The organism is Uruburuella suis (genome assembly GCF_022870845.1).
Classification (GTDB): domain Bacteria; phylum Pseudomonadota; class Gammaproteobacteria; order Burkholderiales; family Neisseriaceae; genus Neisseria; species Neisseria suis.
Genome location: NZ_CP091507.1, coordinates 1,241,513 through 1,255,372, shown reverse-complemented (window position 1 = coordinate 1,255,372; position 13,860 = coordinate 1,241,513). Strand labels below are relative to the sequence as shown.

The window sequence follows — 13,860 nt, the reverse complement described above, 5'->3', positions numbered from 1 at the left end:
TACCCATCCTAAAAAATAACCTAACTGCATTGGCCCGCCTTGTATCTGATTTTTTAGAATGGATATGAATCAGCATAAAAGGGAACACTCATGAAAAAATATGCACATCATTGCCGGCTTGTTTTAATCAGCCTGTTTCTGTTGCTGTCGGCAACGGGATGCAATGCGCCTGAAAACAGCCAACCCAATTATTTTCTGAGCGGCACGGATTGGCGGCAAGGCGGCTATGCACTGGTTATCGTCGATAAAGAAGGCAAAGCTTCGCTGGTGGCGCAACAGGACATTTTGCAGGCACACGAGCAAGTGTTGCGTGCCGAGCCTCATGTTTGGCTCAACATGTTGCCCGGTGAGGGTGGTGATCAGCGTAAGCTTTATCTGTTTCAGCACCGCCGCCTGATTAAATCTATGCAGGCGCGGATATACCGGGATTTCGACGCCGGCAGCCTGCCCGAGCATGCGCAGCCGCTGGTTAGCAAAAGCACATATGGCGAGCCGAAAGCGCCCTATCTGGCCAGGCTCACCCGCTTGCAGGCACAAGAAAACGTGTGGGTTTACCAGCAAAGCGAAGTTCAGCCGTTTCAATATTTTTTCCATATCGATTTGCCCTCGGTGGCCGTGTTTCACGGCAGCAATGAAGATAACGCAATAGATCACCAGCCTTACGAATACGTTTTGGGGCAGCAGCTTTACACACAAATCAAGGCAGACCTTGAGCAGCAATTCGATGCAGCCGGCTTTGATATGAGCAATGTCAACCGCAATCTCTGGAGCAGCACCGCCACCGCACCTAATCTTTACCGGCTCGACAATCATTCAGACGGCCTGCTCAGAGATGGAAACCGTATGCCGCTAACCGCCGATGGCTGGACGCTCTATCATTACCGCATCACCGTGTTTGGCACCCCCGAAAGCTACCGCCAACTGCAACATTATGATTTCAGACGCCATCTTGCCGCCTACCGCAACAACAACACGCAGCTGCAATTCACCCTTGCACAACAAGCCAGCCGAGCCGCGCCCCCGGCCACACCCGATCAAATCATCATTGACGACTATCTCGAAACCGCCCGCATCGGCCAATTAAACGAACAACAATACGGTTTGAGCTATTTTGAATTGCCGTAATAGCCATTCAAAAAAATAATATACAAACAGGCAGCCTGTAGGTCGGATTCTCGAATCCGACACTTGTTCGCAGAACAAGGCGCGCACATCGCTTTGGCCGTTGGCCAAACGTCGGATTCAAGAATCCGACCTACGCGGATGATGCTGCCGAAGCGCTTTTATTTTGTAAGGTTATTTTTTTAGAATGGGTATAACGGCGTTGCTTTGCCTTATAACCAATCTGCTTATTTTGCCAACAAAGCAAAAATATCCGCCGCCTCATAAGCGGTTTCACCCTTTGAGGCCGTCTGAAACGCCTTAAGCAAAGCCTGCGTCAGTTGCGGTGTGGGCAAAGGGCTTTGTTTGCGCAACAAACCCAGTTTGTTCAAGCCTTTAATCACTTTCAACGCCACACTTCACCGGCGCGGCGGCTAAAGCTTGAATCGGCCAGCAGCAACAGCAACAATTCTTTGCCCGTCACGCCGGTCGCACCGATTAATAAAGCTTTCATTGTTTTTCCTTTTCAGACGGCCTCAAACACTACTCGCCAACAACAAACCCGCACCAATGTCCAACACCATGCTGCTGAAGTTTTTATCCGCTTCCACCAGCGCGATAAATGCCTGCACTTCATCGGCATGCGACAACACATTGTCTACCACCAAAAGGCTGCCGGGCTTGGTGAGAATGCGCTGCAAATGCGGCCAATAGGCGGTGTATTGACTGCGGTCGGCATCAAGCAGCACCACATCGAAATATTTTGGATAATCGCGCAAAAATTCGCCGGCATCGCACACTTCCATGCGCACAAAGTCTTCGAGTTTGGTTTCGCGCAGGTTTTGCCGCGCGGCCTTTTTGCGCGCTTTGTCGATTTCGAGCGTGCGCAGCGAGCCGCCGGTGTCGCGCACGGCATCGGCCAGCCACAGCGTGGAATAACCGTTTGAAGTGCCCACTTCCAACACCTTGCGCGCCTGCTTGGTGCGCACCAGCAAGGCAATCAAGGCGGCGCTGCCGGGGTGCAGATTGCGCCAACAGGCGGCACGTTCGGTTTGGGTTTCATCGTGTGCGCGGCTTTCGCTGTAAACCGTTTCCAAATAGGCTTTTAATTTGGCTTTCATGTGTTTCTCCAAACAAGACAAGGGAAGCTTGAATATATTGTGTTTAGATGACATTACGGCTTCAGGCCGTCTGAAAAATCATCTGAACAGCTCGCTTGAGCCGGATATTGCTCGGTTTGGCGGTGGCTTTGATGAACCTTGGGTTGATAAACCCAACGTTTCAGACGGCTTGCAGATTTGTTGGGTTTACAACCCAAGCTACCCGCCGTATCCCTTTTTTATGCATTCCACTATATATTCCTTGCCGTTAAACAGCCTGTGTTTCTTCTGTTGCAGGTGCCGTCTGAAAGATATCAATGCGGCAGCTTCAGCGCCAAATCTGCCGGCCATGCCGCCTGATTGTCGAGCCGCACATAGCCGTTGCCGGTGAGGCCGCCTTTGAGCAAGCCGTTGTATTTTGCAGCGGTGGCCGCCGGCACTTGCAGCTTCACTTTAAACATCAATTTTTCGCGCTCGCTCTGCGTTTCCACCGATTTCGGGGTGAATTGCGCATCGGTGGCGATAAAGGTAATGCTTGCCGGCCACACCGCATCCATGCCGTCGAGCACAATGCGCGCTTCATCGCCCACTTTCAGGCGGCTGATTTGGGTGGTGGGCAGGAAAACCGCCATCGACACATCGTTCGGATCGAGCAGGCTCACCACTTTGCTGCCCGCGCCAATCACATTGCCCACTTCGGCAATGGTGTATTCCACCCGCCCCGCAATCGGCGCGCGGATGGCCATATCATCGTTCACCGAAGCGGCTTGGTCGATTTGCGCCTGCGCGGCGGCCACAGCAGCAGCCGCTTCGGCGCGGGCGGCACGGGCGGCGCTCACCGAAGCGGCTGCGCTGTCGCGCGCGGCGCGGCGCTTGCTCAGCTCGGCATCCGACACCAAATCATCGCGCCTGAGGTTTTGCGTGTTGGTAAAATCAAGCTGCGCCACTTTTTGCTGCTGCTCGTAAGCCTTGATTTCTGCCTCGGCGCGCGCCACCGCTTCTTGCGCACGCTGCTTTTGCGCCCGTGCGCCGTCAAGCTGGCTCGCGCTGGTGTCGGACGATAATTCGGCCAACACATCGCCCTCTTCCACCCGGCTGCCCTCGTCTACCAACATGGCTTTCACGCGGCCGGCATAAAGGCTGGCCACATCGAAGCGCTTGAGCTCGAGCCGGCCGTTGCTTTGGGCAAAGCCCTCGGGCAGGCCGCTTTGATGATGCTGCTGCCAGTAATACCAGCCCCCCGCCGCCAGCGCGGCCGCCACAGGCACAATCCAGATTTTCTTCATCATTTTTTCCTGCTGTGATTAATTGAGATAAAGCATTCAGACGGCCTCTTGCGCGGGAAACAAAGCCGCAAAAGCCCAATCGATGCGCCGGGCAATGGCCGCATCGCTCACGATTTCGCCAATATGATGGCTCATCGCCGCCGGCAGCACGCCCATTTCATCAAAGCGTGTGCCCAATGCCATCGGCGCCAGCACCGCTCCGCTCAAATACGACAAACGCTGCACCTGCTCGGCCGGGCTGCTTTGCCCCGGGCAGGCTTCGAGCAAAGCTTGCAGGCGCTCAAACGTTAGCTCGAAATTGCGGCGCATAAAAGCATTCACCACTTCCACCCCATCGGCGCTGTCGGCATAAGCGCGGTGCACCCAGGCCAAATTGTCGCGGAAACATGTTGCCAGCAGCCACACCGCATGGCGCAATTGCGCCACCGCATCGCCCTTTGCTGCGGCATCGAAATCCAGCAAACCAAACGAGCGCTCGTGATGGCTTTGCAATACCTCGCCCACAAACGCATCTTTATCGGCAAACAAATGGTGAAACATGCCCGCGCTCAAGCCCGCTTCTGCGGCCAACATGCGCACAGAAAGCTTGCGGTAGCCGTGCTGCGGATAAAGCTTGAAACCGGCGGCAATAAATTGGGAACGTGTGTCCGACATGGTGTAAGGCCGTCTGAAAAGTATTGGACAGGTGTCCAATATACTGAAGTTTGGTTTGAATAACAAGCATGCGTGGCAAAACTCAGCTTAAAAAGCGATACCGGATTGAAAAACAATCTGGAAATCATCAAAATGCCGCTGCCAAAACCATTCACAGCAACGGCTGATACTGATTTATTGATTCGGCAATTAAATATTGAACATTTTCAGATGCCGGCAAACAAGCCTTTGGCTTGTTGCCCTCTCCCTAGCCCTCTCCCACGGGAGAGGGAACAGGTTTCTGCTGCGGGTAAGAGGATATGAATATTCAATAATCAATTGCCGCATCTATAAAAAAACTTCTTATAAAGTAAAAGAAAACCAAATGCTTATTTATAATGCATTGGCGCATTTGACCGGCAGGTTGGGTTGAAAACCCAACAAGCCACAGGCCGTCTTAAACCTTGGGGGTTTAGCAACCTAACCTACTCCGTTATAAAGCGTGATTTTGTATCGATTTTTCTTGCATTCCACTATCGTTAACTCAAGCTGCGCCGACAACGCCACAACACCCTTATTCTGTAAGATTATCTTTTTGAATAGGGATAAAACGTGCAGGCCGTCTGAAGTTTTGGTGTTCAGACGGCCTGTTTGGTTTTGGGTGTTGGCACAAGTTTCATGCGCACAATCACGCCGCCTTTGGGCGGCGCGCCTGCCTACTGTCCGTGTTTTTCATGCAAGCCCTTGTTTTTCCATGCAATAACAAAGGCCGTCTGAAAGATGAATCTTTCAGACGGCCTTTTGGGCACTTTCTCTGTATATCGGCTGAGCGCCGCTTCACACCTTTTTGCAGTCGCTGCCGGGCGTGGCTCGCTCTTTGGCGGCGTCTTCAGCCGCTTTTTTATTGCTGCATTGATAGGTGCTGCCGGCGCTGTCGACCAGCAGGGCTTTTGTGTGCTGCTCGTTTGTCGGCAAGGCCAGCAGATAGTAAAACGTGCTGTTTTTATCCGGGCGCGCTAGGCTGATTTCGTAATGATCGCTAACGGTTTTATCGGCCGCGCCGGTGAAATTTTTGATTTTGGTGTCGAGATCGGCTTGCGTGAGCTTGGGATTTTTCACGCGCTCGGTTTTAATCTGCATATTGATTTTCAGCAATTCCGCCCGCGCGTTGGCCAAATGGCCACGTTCTACATAGGCCAGATAAGAGGGCACGGCAATCACGCTCAATATGCCCAAAATGGCAATGGCTATCATCACTTCGGCGAGCGTGAAGCCTTGCTGGTTTCGCTGCTGCATGCTGTTCCCTCAGTTATCCGATGCCTGCACATACGATTGCACCGTTACCACGGTATTGGCATTTTTACCCCACGCACGGGCAGTAACGCGGTAGATGCTGGTGTTGGTGGCGGCGGTGTGGTTGATAAATTCAATGATATAACGGGGCGCTTTGGCGGTGCCGGGCACCGCAAACGTGCGTCCGCTGTTTTCCAGGCAAGAGCCATTGGTGCACGAAGTGCGCTCCCATGCGGCGATGGCGCTGCCTTCCCCCGTGATGGTTATCGTGCCTTGGGGTGTGTCTTTAATAGTATTAGGGGTGGGAGCTTTGTCTGCCGCTGCCGCGCACAGGCCGCCTGCGCAATTGCTGGCAAAGGTGGGGTCTTTCAGTGTGCTGATGTCGCCTTCACCCTGCCGCAAAGCGGCTTCGGCCGTGGCCATGGCCATTTTGCGGTCGGCATCGTTGCTGCCGATGCGCATTTCAGTGTTGTACGATTGCGTGGCTGCCACCACCAAAAAGGCAATCACAATCATCATAATCAGCACGATAAAAAAGGCAAAGCCGCCTTGCTCGCGGCGCGGGGCGCGGCTTAAATGGAGCGGTCGGCGCATGTGTTTCCTCCGCGTAAGGTTGCTTCAATATTGTAAACATAAACATTGCCCGCATCGGTGCGCGAGGCAGCGCTTTCCATATCTTTACCCTGCGCGGCCAAAGTGTTGCCATTGAGCGTGATGCGGATCAAGGCCGGCGTGGGCGGGTTTTGCTTGTCGTCCAAGGCATTGGTAAAGGTGAAGGTTTCGCGGCTGACATCAGAGGCGGCTGCGCCGGAAGGGGCGCAATTGTTCACATAGCCGTAGGAAATATTCATGGCGGTGATGCCGGGCAGCAGCAATTGCGGGCTTTGCCAGTTGTTGTCATCGCCCAGCTGAATGCGGTAAAGCCCTTGCTCGCCGGCGGTGGTGGTGCCGATCACATAGGCGTTGACCGCATAGCGCAAAATGCTCATTTCAGCCACCACATGGCCTGTGTTCAAAGCGGGGTTGATGTTGTTGATGGTTACGCCTGTGCCGCTGCGGGTGGCGGTGAATGAAGTGGGCCGGTCGATCACATTGCAGCTGCTGACCACCAAAGGCATTTTGCTGCTGATGTTTTGCAAAGGGTCGTCAGCCGGCATCTGCATGGTCATGGTGCCGTTGTTATTGCCTGTGATGGAAGCCGAACCGATGCCGTATTGAAACACCAGCGCATCACCGCTGGCGGTGAATCCTGTCACATTAAAGGTGGAGCCGGCAAAGCTTTTCACCGGCACAAGGCCTGTGGTTTGCCCTGCTGCGATCAAATTACGGGGGGTGTTCGATGAAGCGCTGCCATCGCTGCCTACAGTGGCCGGCTCTTTATTGGCCATATTGAAGCAGCCGAAGCTGCCTGCCATGCGCGCATCGCGCACAATCAGGTTGGCGGCGTTGCGCATGTCTTGCTGCACGCCCAAGCGGCCGAGCGCCACATCGTTGATTTTGCGCGCGGCAAAATAGCCCGAGCCGATGGCAATCAGCACAATCATGCTCAACACGCTGGCCACCAGAAACTCAATCAGGCTGAAGCCGGCGCTGTGCTTTTTGGAATATTTTTGTTGTGATCGATTCATTCTGTTACCTGCGCCTGATAGGTATAAACGATATAGTCGCCGTCTGCATTCACAGCGGTTAAGGCATCGCCGCCTTCTTTTTCCACCAGCCAGGCCACTTTGATATAAGTAGGCGCATTATTGCCGCTGGTGCAGTTGGCTTCCATTTTGCCGCCTTTGATCACAGGCGCTTTGCCGGAGGTATCGCGGCAAATGATGAAATGCACCGGAATGCCGCCCAAGCCGTGCCACAACTCATTAGAAAATTGAGCCTTCTGCTTATTGGCCAAATCTCTTTTGGAAATGGCACCTTGGTTGACGTATTTGATTTCACCTTCGTCTTTTTCGATTTTTTTCGAGCTTGAGGTGACATAGTCAGGATAAGATTTTAGCGTCCAACCACTCTCTACACCGCTGGCGGTGGCGGATGAAAGCCTGGGGTTGATGAGCATGCCTTCGATCAGGTTTTGCGCCGCCTGCGCCACGATGGTTTGCTGCTCGGCTTCGCGCACGCCGGATACGGTTTTGAGCTGGGTGGCCAGCAAGGCCAGCACACCCAAGGTTAAGATAATGATAGACACCAACACTTCCAGCAAAGTCATGCCTTGCTGCGCGTGCGTGCTTTTCAGACGGCCTCGGCCATCGATGCAAAAGGAATTGAAAATGCTCGGCTGCATATTATTTCTCCTTGGCCGGCTCGGCACAGGCGGTGCGTTTTTCATCTTTTTTCAGGCAAAAGCTCACCCTGCCGCCGCTGTCGATTAAGAGCGTGCTGGAGCGGGCTTGTTTGGCTTCATCGGTGTCGGCCTTGGCATCGGTCATAAAAATGCGCACGCTGCCCGAGGCCGGGCTCAGATTATTGAGGCCGGGGCTCGTGCCGTAGCCGAAGGTGCCGTTGGGCAGAAAACCCCACACATGCTGGTTGCCGCGGCTGCCGGTGAGCGGCACGGTGCTGGCTTGGTAGGTGATGGCGGTGTGGGCTGGGTTGTTGATAATCACGGCGCGCAAGGCGATATCGGTCTTGCGGGTGTACTCACCATCTTTATTGATATCTGCAAAAGCAGCCAAGCCTTGGCCGTTGTTGGTGGTGAGGCAATAATTATCGGGATTGCCGTCGGATTTGATTTGCACCGGGCAAACATACACCGGCGCATTGATGCGCACAGCTTCGGCGCGCGCGAAGCGCAAAAGATTAGCCACCTGCTCGGCCTGCCCGCTCACACGGCGCGCGGCGAGCCATTGGCTCATATTGGGCAGCGCGATTAGCGCCATGATGGCCATGATGGTGATTACCACCAGCAATTCGATCAGCGTGAAGCCTTTGGGTTTGAAACGCATAAGAGAGCCTGATGACGTTGTTCCAGGGTCTGCCTGCATTTCATCTGCGAATGGAATGTGAACAGACCCTTAAAGTAATGTGAAAAGTTTTATCAATTTTTTGTTATGCCATTCTAAACGATTAAGCGCCGATGCGCCTAATAAAATATGCGCTTTGGTGCGCATCTGTGCTAATTTGTGTCAATCTTCCATCATGGCGGCTTCTGGAACATAGGCCGCATTGTCAAATTTGGTAAACTGGCCCATAAAGGTGAGAAACACTTTGCCGGTGGGGCCGTTACGGTGTTTGCCGATAATGCATTCAGCCAAACCTTTGAATTGGGTGTCGTGATTATAATATTCATCACGATACATAAACATAATCAAATCGGCATCTTGCTCAATGGCGCCCGATTCGCGCAAATCGCTCATCATCGGGCGCTTGTCGGTGCGCGATTCCACCGCACGGCTCAATTGCGAGAGCGCAATCACCGGCACTTGCAGCTCTTTGGCCAGCGCTTTGAGCGAGCGCGAGATTTCGCCCAATTCGGCGGTGCGGTTGTCGCTGCGGCCGGAAGAGCCCGACATCAATTGCAGGTAATCGATCACAATCAGACCGAGCTTGCCGCCGAATTGGCGCGCCAAGCGGCGGGCGCGGGCGCGCAATTCCAGCGCGGTGAGGCCGGGGGTTTCGTCGATAAACATCGGCGCATCCGATAATTTCACCACCGCTTCATTCAAGCGCCCCCAATGCTCGTCTTGCAGCGCGCCGGTTTTCAGCACATGCTGGTCGAGCCGCCCCACCGAGCCGAGCATACGCATCACCAGCTGCGCGCCGCCCATTTCCATAGAAAACACCGCCACCGGCAATTTCGATTCCACCGCCACATGCTCGGCGATATTGATGGAAAAAGCGGTTTTGCCCATCGAAGGGCGGCCAGCCACGATAATCAGATCGCCCGGCTGCAGGCCGGAGGTTTTTTTATCCAAATCGATAAAGCCGGTGGCCACGCCGGTGACTTCATCAGGATTATCGCGCGAATAAAGCATATCGATGCGCTCGACCACTTCTTTCAACAACGCCGGCATTTCCAAAAAACCCTGCTTGGATTTGGCCGTGCTCTCGGCGATTTGAAACACTTTGTTTTCTGCTTCGTCCAAAAGCTGGCCGGCATCGCGCCCCTGCGGATTATAGGCGCTGCGGGCGATTTCGGTGCCCACCTCGGCCAGCTGGCGCATAATCGAGCGCTCGCGCACGATTTCGGCATAGCGGCGGATATTGGCGGCCGAGGGCGTGTTTTGCGCCAAGGTAATCAGGTAATTGAAACCGCCGGCCGCTTCGAGCTCGTCGTTGCGCTCAAGCGCTTCTTGCACCGTGATCACATCGGCCGGACGGCTCTCGTTGATCAGGCGCGAGATGGTGCGAAAAATCACCCGGTGCTCGTGGCGGTAGAAATCTTCGCCCATCACCACATCGGCAATGCGGTCCCACGCGGAATTTTCCAGCAACAGGCCGCCGAGCACCGATTGCTCTGCTTCCATCGAATGCGGCGGCAGCGACAAAGCGCTCACTTCGCGGTCTTCAGGCGGCATATTTTCGGCAAAATCATCCATAATGGGCTTCCTCGGCGGTTAATTTTGCATTATAGCGGCTCTGCCCGACGAAGATAACTTTTATTGGTCTTTTGGGCAGGGAGAGGGTAGAATTCAGAGCGTATCTGATGGCCGCTTGCGCCATCGGCTTCAAACCACACACCAAACCAACAGGAGTGACATTATGGAACACAAACTGCCCGAACTGCCCTATGCTCTGGATGCGCTGGAGCCGCACCTTTCCAAAGAAACGCTGGAATACCACTACGGCAAACACCACCAAACCTATATCACCAACCTGAATAATTTGATCAAAGGCACCGAATTTGAAAACGCGCCTTTGGAAGAAATCGTGAAAAAATCTTCAGGCGGCCTGTTTAACAATGCAGCGCAAACTTGGAACCACACGTTCTACTGGCTGGGCTTCACGCCCAAAGGCCAAGGCAAGCCGGCCGGTGCGCTGGCTGCGGCCATCGATGCCAAATGGGGCAGCTTTGAAAAATTCCAGGAAGCCTTCAACACCGTGGCCGCCGGCACTTTCGGATCAGGCTGGGCTTGGCTCGTGAAAAATGCCGACGGCTCGCTTGATTTGGTTTCCACCAGCAATGCCGCCACCCCGCTCACCACCGACGCCACCCCGCTTTTGACTTGCGATGTGTGGGAGCACGCTTATTACATCGATTACCGCAACAGCCGCCCCAATTACCTGAAAGGCTTTTGGGAAATCGTGGATTGGGATGCCGTGGCCAAGCGTTTTGCCTGATTGCGTTTGATTGAATGATTGCATTTGATTAAACATTAAAGGCCGTCTGAAAAAATTTTCAGACGGCCTTTTTCTTTTTAAAGCCCGGCTTTGTTTTAAAACCCGGCTTTATTGTTTCTGTGCGGGCGAAAATAAAGTTTAAAACTTAGCCCGAGTTATTGAATCTGATATGTGTTCAACACAAGATGATTGCGTTTTGGCGACACACTACGGAAAACTTAAAGGCCGTCTGAAAGATTGTTTCAGACGGCCTTTTATTTTGCGCTTGTTGCAGGTATGCTTAGCCTCTTTACATATATTCACTTAACTTAAATCGCCCATGAAAAATACTCTGCGCCAACTGAGCCGCTTTGTCGGCAAAACTTTTACCGTGTGGGTGCTGCTCTTTGCTGCCGCCGCTTTTTTCGCACCCGAAGCCTTTAAATGGGTGCTGCCGCTGATTCCGTGGCTCTTAGGCCTGATTATGTTCGGCATGGGCATCACGCTCTCGCCTGCAGATTTCAATATTCTCGCCCGCCATCCCAAAGCGGTGCTAGCCGGCGTGGCGGCGCAATTTATCATTATGCCGCTGGTGGCTTATGCGCTGGCCACGCTTTTGCAGCTGCCGCCCGAAATCGCGGTGGGTGTGATTTTGGTCGGCTGCTGCCCGGGCGGCACCGCCTCAAATGTGATGACTTATCTGGCGCGCGGCAATGTGGCTTTGTCGGTGGCCGTTACCTCGGTTTCCACCCTGCTCGCACCGGTGCTCACGCCCACGGTGTTTTACCTCTTGGCCAACCAATGGCTGGAAATTTCGGCGGTGGCGATGTTTTGGTCGATTTTGAAAATGGTGTTGCTGCCGGTGGTGCTCGGCGTGTTGGCGCACACTTTGTTTAAAAAGCAAACCGAAGCGGCGGCGGCGGTGCTGCCTTTGGTGTCGGTGGCGGCCATTGTGTTGATTGTGGGCGCGGTGGTGGCAGCCAGCAAGGCGCAAATCGCCCAAAGCGGGCTGCTGATTTTGGGCGTGGTGATTTTGCACAACGGCATCGGCTATCTCTTGGGCTTTCTCGCCGCCAAAATCTGCCGCCTGCCTTATGATGCGCAAAAAACGCTGGCAATTGAAGTGGGCATGCAGAATTCCGGCTTGGGCGCGGCGCTGGCTTCGGCTTATTTCTCGCCGCTCTCTGCCGTGCCCAGCGCGATTTTCAGTGTGTGGCACAATATTTCCGGCTCGCTGCTGGCTTCTTGGTGGGCGGGCAAAAGCAAAAAATAATGCCTATCCCAAATAAGCTTGCTTTTTAAATGGGCATAAACTGCTATTTTACAGGCCGTCTGAAACTTTTCAGACGGCCTGTATTCTTATCGTATAGTGAAGTAAAATCCGCGAAACGATAAGAAGGAATGATGATGGTAAAAAAGCTGAGTGCGCCGGCCGAGCTGCCCGATGAGGGCGATTTGCGTGCCGTGTTGGCCTATAATATGCGCCTGTTTCGGGTAAACAAAGGCTGGTCGCAAGAAGAGCTGGCGCGCCAATGCGGGCTGGACCGCACTTATGTGTCGGCCATCGAACGCAAGCGCTGGAATATCGCCTTATCCAACATCGAAAAAATCGCACTGGCGCTGGGCGTGCCGGCGTATCAGCTGCTGCTGCCGCCGCAGGCGCGTTTGGAAATCATGTCGGCATGATGCAGGCCGTCTGAAAGCAGAATACGGTTGAAAAAAGGAACCTTTTCAGGTTCCTTTTTTTGCTTACGGATTCCGGCCGTGCTCAAGGCTCGTAAATATCCAGCTGCATCAGATTGACATTCTTGGTTTCGTGCACGCTCCACAGAGCCAGCAACGATAAGATGCCGTTGGCCGCCAGATAAAGCCCCACGCCGAACAAACCGAAATTTTCATTCAGCTTCAATGCCACAATGGTGGCAATAGAAGCGCCCACAATGGCGGCGAAATTATACGCCAGCGAAGCGCCCGAATAGCGCACTTCGGTGGGAAACAATTCGGGCAGCAGGGCGGCCATCGGCCCGAAAGTGCAGCCCATCAGCATCATGCCCGCCAAAATAAACGCCAACACCATCTCCGGCGTGCCGTTGTGCAGAAAAGCCGGCATCGCCAAGCCGAAAGCAATAATGCCCAGCGTCACCCAAATCAGCCATTGGCGGCGACCGATTTTATCGGCAAAAATGCCCGAAATGCTGGTAAAAATGCCGAATACCACCGCGCCTATCATCAAAAAGCCGGTGAATGTGTTGGCCGCAATGCCCAGCCCCAACGGATGGCCGGCAGCCGATAATGCGGGCGCACTTTTGGAAAACACCTGCACAAATGCCGTCATCACATAAAAAAGCACATAAGTGGCGGTCATGATAAACGTGCCCTGCACAATCGGCTTGATATGGCGCGTGAGCACTTCTTTCACCGGCGCATCCACTTTCAGCCCTTTATCTTCCGCTTCTTTAAACACATGGCTCTCGTGCAGGCTCAGGCGCATATAAAGGCCGACCAGCACCAGCACGATGGAAGCCACAAACGGAATGCGCCAAGCCCATTCCACCAGCGCATCGGCACCGAATATTGCGCTCACGCCGAAAAATGCGCCATTGGCCATCAATAAACCGATGGGCGCACCCAATTGGGGAAAAGTGCCGAACCATGCACGCTTGCCTTCGGGCGCGTTTTCCGTGGCCACCAGCGCCGCGCCGCCCCATTCGCCGCCCAAGCCCAGCCCTTGGCCGATACGGCAGACGCACAACAATATCGGCGCCCATATGCCTATGCTCTGATAGGTGGGCAAAAGGCCGATCGCTACTGTAGACACCCCCATGGTCAGCAAAGAGGCCACCAGCGTTTTTTTGCGGCCGATTTTGTCGCCGAAATGGCCAAACAGCGCCGAACCCAACGGCCGGGCGAAAAAAGCCAGCGCCAGCGTGGAGAGCGACAGCAAAATCGCCACCGAAGGATTGCTTTTATCGAAAAATTGGGTGTTGAACACCAGCACCGCCGCAGCGGCATAGATATAATAGTCGTAAAATTCGATAGCCGTGCCCACCATAGAGGCAACAGCAACTTTATAAGGATTATTGCGCAGCTGCGGCTGCGCGGCGGTGTGGCTCATTTTGTGTTCCTGAATCTGACCGAAAATGAATTGGAATAATGCAAGGGCTGAAGATTGATAACAATCTCGGTGC

15 protein-coding genes are annotated in these 13,860 nt (G+C 53.9%); 5 read left to right on the top strand and 10 right to left on the bottom strand.

Going from position 1 to position 13,860, the window contains the following annotated elements:
- Window positions 1-90 precede the first annotated feature (90 nt).
- On the top strand, window positions 91-1,125 hold the full coding sequence (locus LVJ78_RS05595) for a hypothetical protein (protein WP_132952354.1): 1,035 nt from the start codon (window positions 91-93) through the stop codon (window positions 1,123-1,125).
- A gap of 512 nt (window positions 1,126-1,637) precedes the next feature.
- Here the strand turns inward: LVJ78_RS05595 and LVJ78_RS05590 are convergent.
- The 3 genes from LVJ78_RS05590 to LVJ78_RS05580 all read right to left on the bottom strand — a co-directional run bounded on the left by LVJ78_RS05590 (window position 1,638) and on the right by LVJ78_RS05580 (window position 4,141).
- Window positions 1,638-2,222 (bottom strand): O-methyltransferase, encoded by a 585-nt coding sequence (locus tag LVJ78_RS05590; protein WP_165870884.1) that lies wholly within the window; start codon window positions 2,220-2,222, stop codon window positions 1,638-1,640.
- A gap of 293 nt (window positions 2,223-2,515) precedes the next feature.
- On the bottom strand, window positions 2,516-3,487 hold the full coding sequence (locus tag LVJ78_RS05585; RefSeq protein WP_132952533.1) for an HlyD family secretion protein: 972 nt from the start codon (window positions 3,485-3,487) through the stop codon (window positions 2,516-2,518).
- A gap of 36 nt (window positions 3,488-3,523) precedes the next feature.
- The gene (locus tag LVJ78_RS05580) at window positions 3,524-4,141 is read right to left on the bottom strand and encodes a TetR/AcrR family transcriptional regulator (protein WP_132952358.1); all 618 of its coding nucleotides are present in this window, start codon (window positions 4,139-4,141) and stop codon (window positions 3,524-3,526) included.
- 72 nt (window positions 4,142-4,213) lie between these two features.
- Between LVJ78_RS05580 and LVJ78_RS05575 the strand changes: the two genes are divergently transcribed.
- Complete coding sequence (locus tag LVJ78_RS05575) at window positions 4,214-4,444, top strand: hypothetical protein (protein WP_132952360.1); 231 nt, start codon at window positions 4,214-4,216, stop codon at window positions 4,442-4,444.
- 513 nt (window positions 4,445-4,957) lie between these two features.
- Here LVJ78_RS05575 and LVJ78_RS05570 read toward each other — a convergent pair.
- From LVJ78_RS05570 to dnaB, 6 genes are all read right to left on the bottom strand, one after another.
- Window positions 4,958-5,416 carry a type IV pilin protein gene (locus LVJ78_RS05570; protein WP_132952362.1) on the bottom strand — a complete coding sequence of 153 codons (459 nt, stop codon included), beginning with the start codon at window positions 5,414-5,416 and terminating at the stop codon, window positions 4,958-4,960.
- A 9-nt stretch (window positions 5,417-5,425) separates the two neighbouring features.
- Window positions 5,426-6,007: a pilus assembly PilX family protein gene (locus tag LVJ78_RS05565; RefSeq protein WP_132952364.1), complete on the bottom strand. Its 582-nt coding sequence runs from the start codon at window positions 6,005-6,007 to the stop codon at window positions 5,426-5,428.
- Entirely contained in the window at window positions 5,986-7,041 is a 1,056-nt protein-coding gene (locus LVJ78_RS05560) for a PilW family protein (RefSeq protein ID WP_132952366.1), read from the bottom strand. Before LVJ78_RS05560 ends, LVJ78_RS05565 begins: the two co-directional genes overlap by 22 nt.
- Window positions 7,038-7,697, bottom strand: coding sequence for a type IV pilus modification protein PilV (gene pilV, locus LVJ78_RS05555; protein ID WP_165870885.1), 660 nt, complete (start codon window positions 7,695-7,697; stop codon window positions 7,038-7,040). Before pilV ends, LVJ78_RS05560 begins: the two co-directional genes overlap by 4 nt.
- A gap of 1 nt (window position 7,698) precedes the next feature.
- Complete coding sequence (locus LVJ78_RS05550; RefSeq protein WP_132952370.1) at window positions 7,699-8,358, bottom strand: GspH/FimT family pseudopilin; 660 nt, start codon at window positions 8,356-8,358, stop codon at window positions 7,699-7,701.
- A 180-nt stretch (window positions 8,359-8,538) separates the two neighbouring features.
- On the bottom strand, window positions 8,539-9,951 hold the full coding sequence (gene dnaB / locus LVJ78_RS05545) for a replicative DNA helicase (protein WP_132952372.1): 1,413 nt from the start codon (window positions 9,949-9,951) through the stop codon (window positions 8,539-8,541).
- Window positions 9,952-10,114: 163 nt separating this feature from the next.
- Between dnaB and LVJ78_RS05540 the strand changes: the two genes are divergently transcribed.
- The 3 genes from LVJ78_RS05540 (at window position 10,115) to LVJ78_RS05530 (ending at window position 12,358) form a co-directional block, all read left to right on the top strand.
- Complete coding sequence (locus LVJ78_RS05540) at window positions 10,115-10,693, top strand: superoxide dismutase (RefSeq protein ID WP_132952374.1); 579 nt, start codon at window positions 10,115-10,117, stop codon at window positions 10,691-10,693.
- A 319-nt stretch (window positions 10,694-11,012) separates the two neighbouring features.
- On the top strand, window positions 11,013-11,945 hold the full coding sequence (locus tag LVJ78_RS05535; protein WP_132952376.1) for a bile acid:sodium symporter family protein: 933 nt from the start codon (window positions 11,013-11,015) through the stop codon (window positions 11,943-11,945).
- Window positions 11,946-12,076: 131 nt separating this feature from the next.
- Window positions 12,077-12,358, top strand: a complete 282-nt coding sequence (locus LVJ78_RS05530) for a helix-turn-helix domain-containing protein (RefSeq protein WP_132952535.1) — start codon at window positions 12,077-12,079, stop codon at window positions 12,356-12,358.
- An 82-nt stretch (window positions 12,359-12,440) separates the two neighbouring features.
- On the opposite strand, the gene LVJ78_RS05525 is transcribed toward LVJ78_RS05530, so the two are convergent.
- The gene (locus LVJ78_RS05525; RefSeq protein WP_132952378.1) at window positions 12,441-13,787 is read right to left on the bottom strand and encodes an MFS transporter; all 1,347 of its coding nucleotides are present in this window, start codon (window positions 13,785-13,787) and stop codon (window positions 12,441-12,443) included.
- Between the last annotated feature and the right edge of the window lie 73 nt (window positions 13,788-13,860).

Excerpts from the sequence above, each read along its gene's own strand:
- LVJ78_RS05595 (WP_132952354.1), top strand. The coding sequence starts at position 91 with ATGAAAAAATATGCACATCATTGCCGGCTTGTTTTAATCAGCCTGTTT.
- LVJ78_RS05590 (WP_165870884.1), bottom strand. The coding sequence starts at position 2,222 with ATGAAAGCCAAATTAAAAGCCTATTTGGAAACGGTTTACAGCGAAAGC.
- LVJ78_RS05585 (WP_132952533.1), bottom strand. The coding sequence starts at position 3,487 with ATGAAGAAAATCTGGATTGTGCCTGTGGCGGCCGCGCTGGCGGCGGGG.
- LVJ78_RS05580 (WP_132952358.1), bottom strand. The coding sequence starts at position 4,141 with ATGTCGGACACACGTTCCCAATTTATTGCCGCCGGTTTCAAGCTTTAT.
- LVJ78_RS05570 (WP_132952362.1), bottom strand. The coding sequence starts at position 5,416 with ATGCAGCAGCGAAACCAGCAAGGCTTCACGCTCGCCGAAGTGATGATA.
- LVJ78_RS05565 (WP_132952364.1), bottom strand. The coding sequence starts at position 6,007 with ATGCGCCGACCGCTCCATTTAAGCCGCGCCCCGCGCCGCGAGCAAGGC.
- LVJ78_RS05560 (WP_132952366.1), bottom strand. The coding sequence starts at position 7,041 with ATGAATCGATCACAACAAAAATATTCCAAAAAGCACAGCGCCGGCTTC.
- pilV (WP_165870885.1), bottom strand. The coding sequence starts at position 7,697 with ATGCAGCCGAGCATTTTCAATTCCTTTTGCATCGATGGCCGAGGCCGT.
- LVJ78_RS05550 (WP_132952370.1), bottom strand. The coding sequence starts at position 8,358 with ATGCGTTTCAAACCCAAAGGCTTCACGCTGATCGAATTGCTGGTGGTA.
- dnaB (WP_132952372.1), bottom strand. The coding sequence starts at position 9,951 with ATGGATGATTTTGCCGAAAATATGCCGCCTGAAGACCGCGAAGTGAGC.
- LVJ78_RS05540 (WP_132952374.1), top strand. The coding sequence starts at position 10,115 with ATGGAACACAAACTGCCCGAACTGCCCTATGCTCTGGATGCGCTGGAG.
- LVJ78_RS05535 (WP_132952376.1), top strand. The coding sequence starts at position 11,013 with ATGAAAAATACTCTGCGCCAACTGAGCCGCTTTGTCGGCAAAACTTTT.
- LVJ78_RS05530 (WP_132952535.1), top strand. The coding sequence starts at position 12,077 with ATGATGGTAAAAAAGCTGAGTGCGCCGGCCGAGCTGCCCGATGAGGGC.
- LVJ78_RS05525 (WP_132952378.1), bottom strand. The coding sequence starts at position 13,787 with ATGAGCCACACCGCCGCGCAGCCGCAGCTGCGCAATAATCCTTATAAA.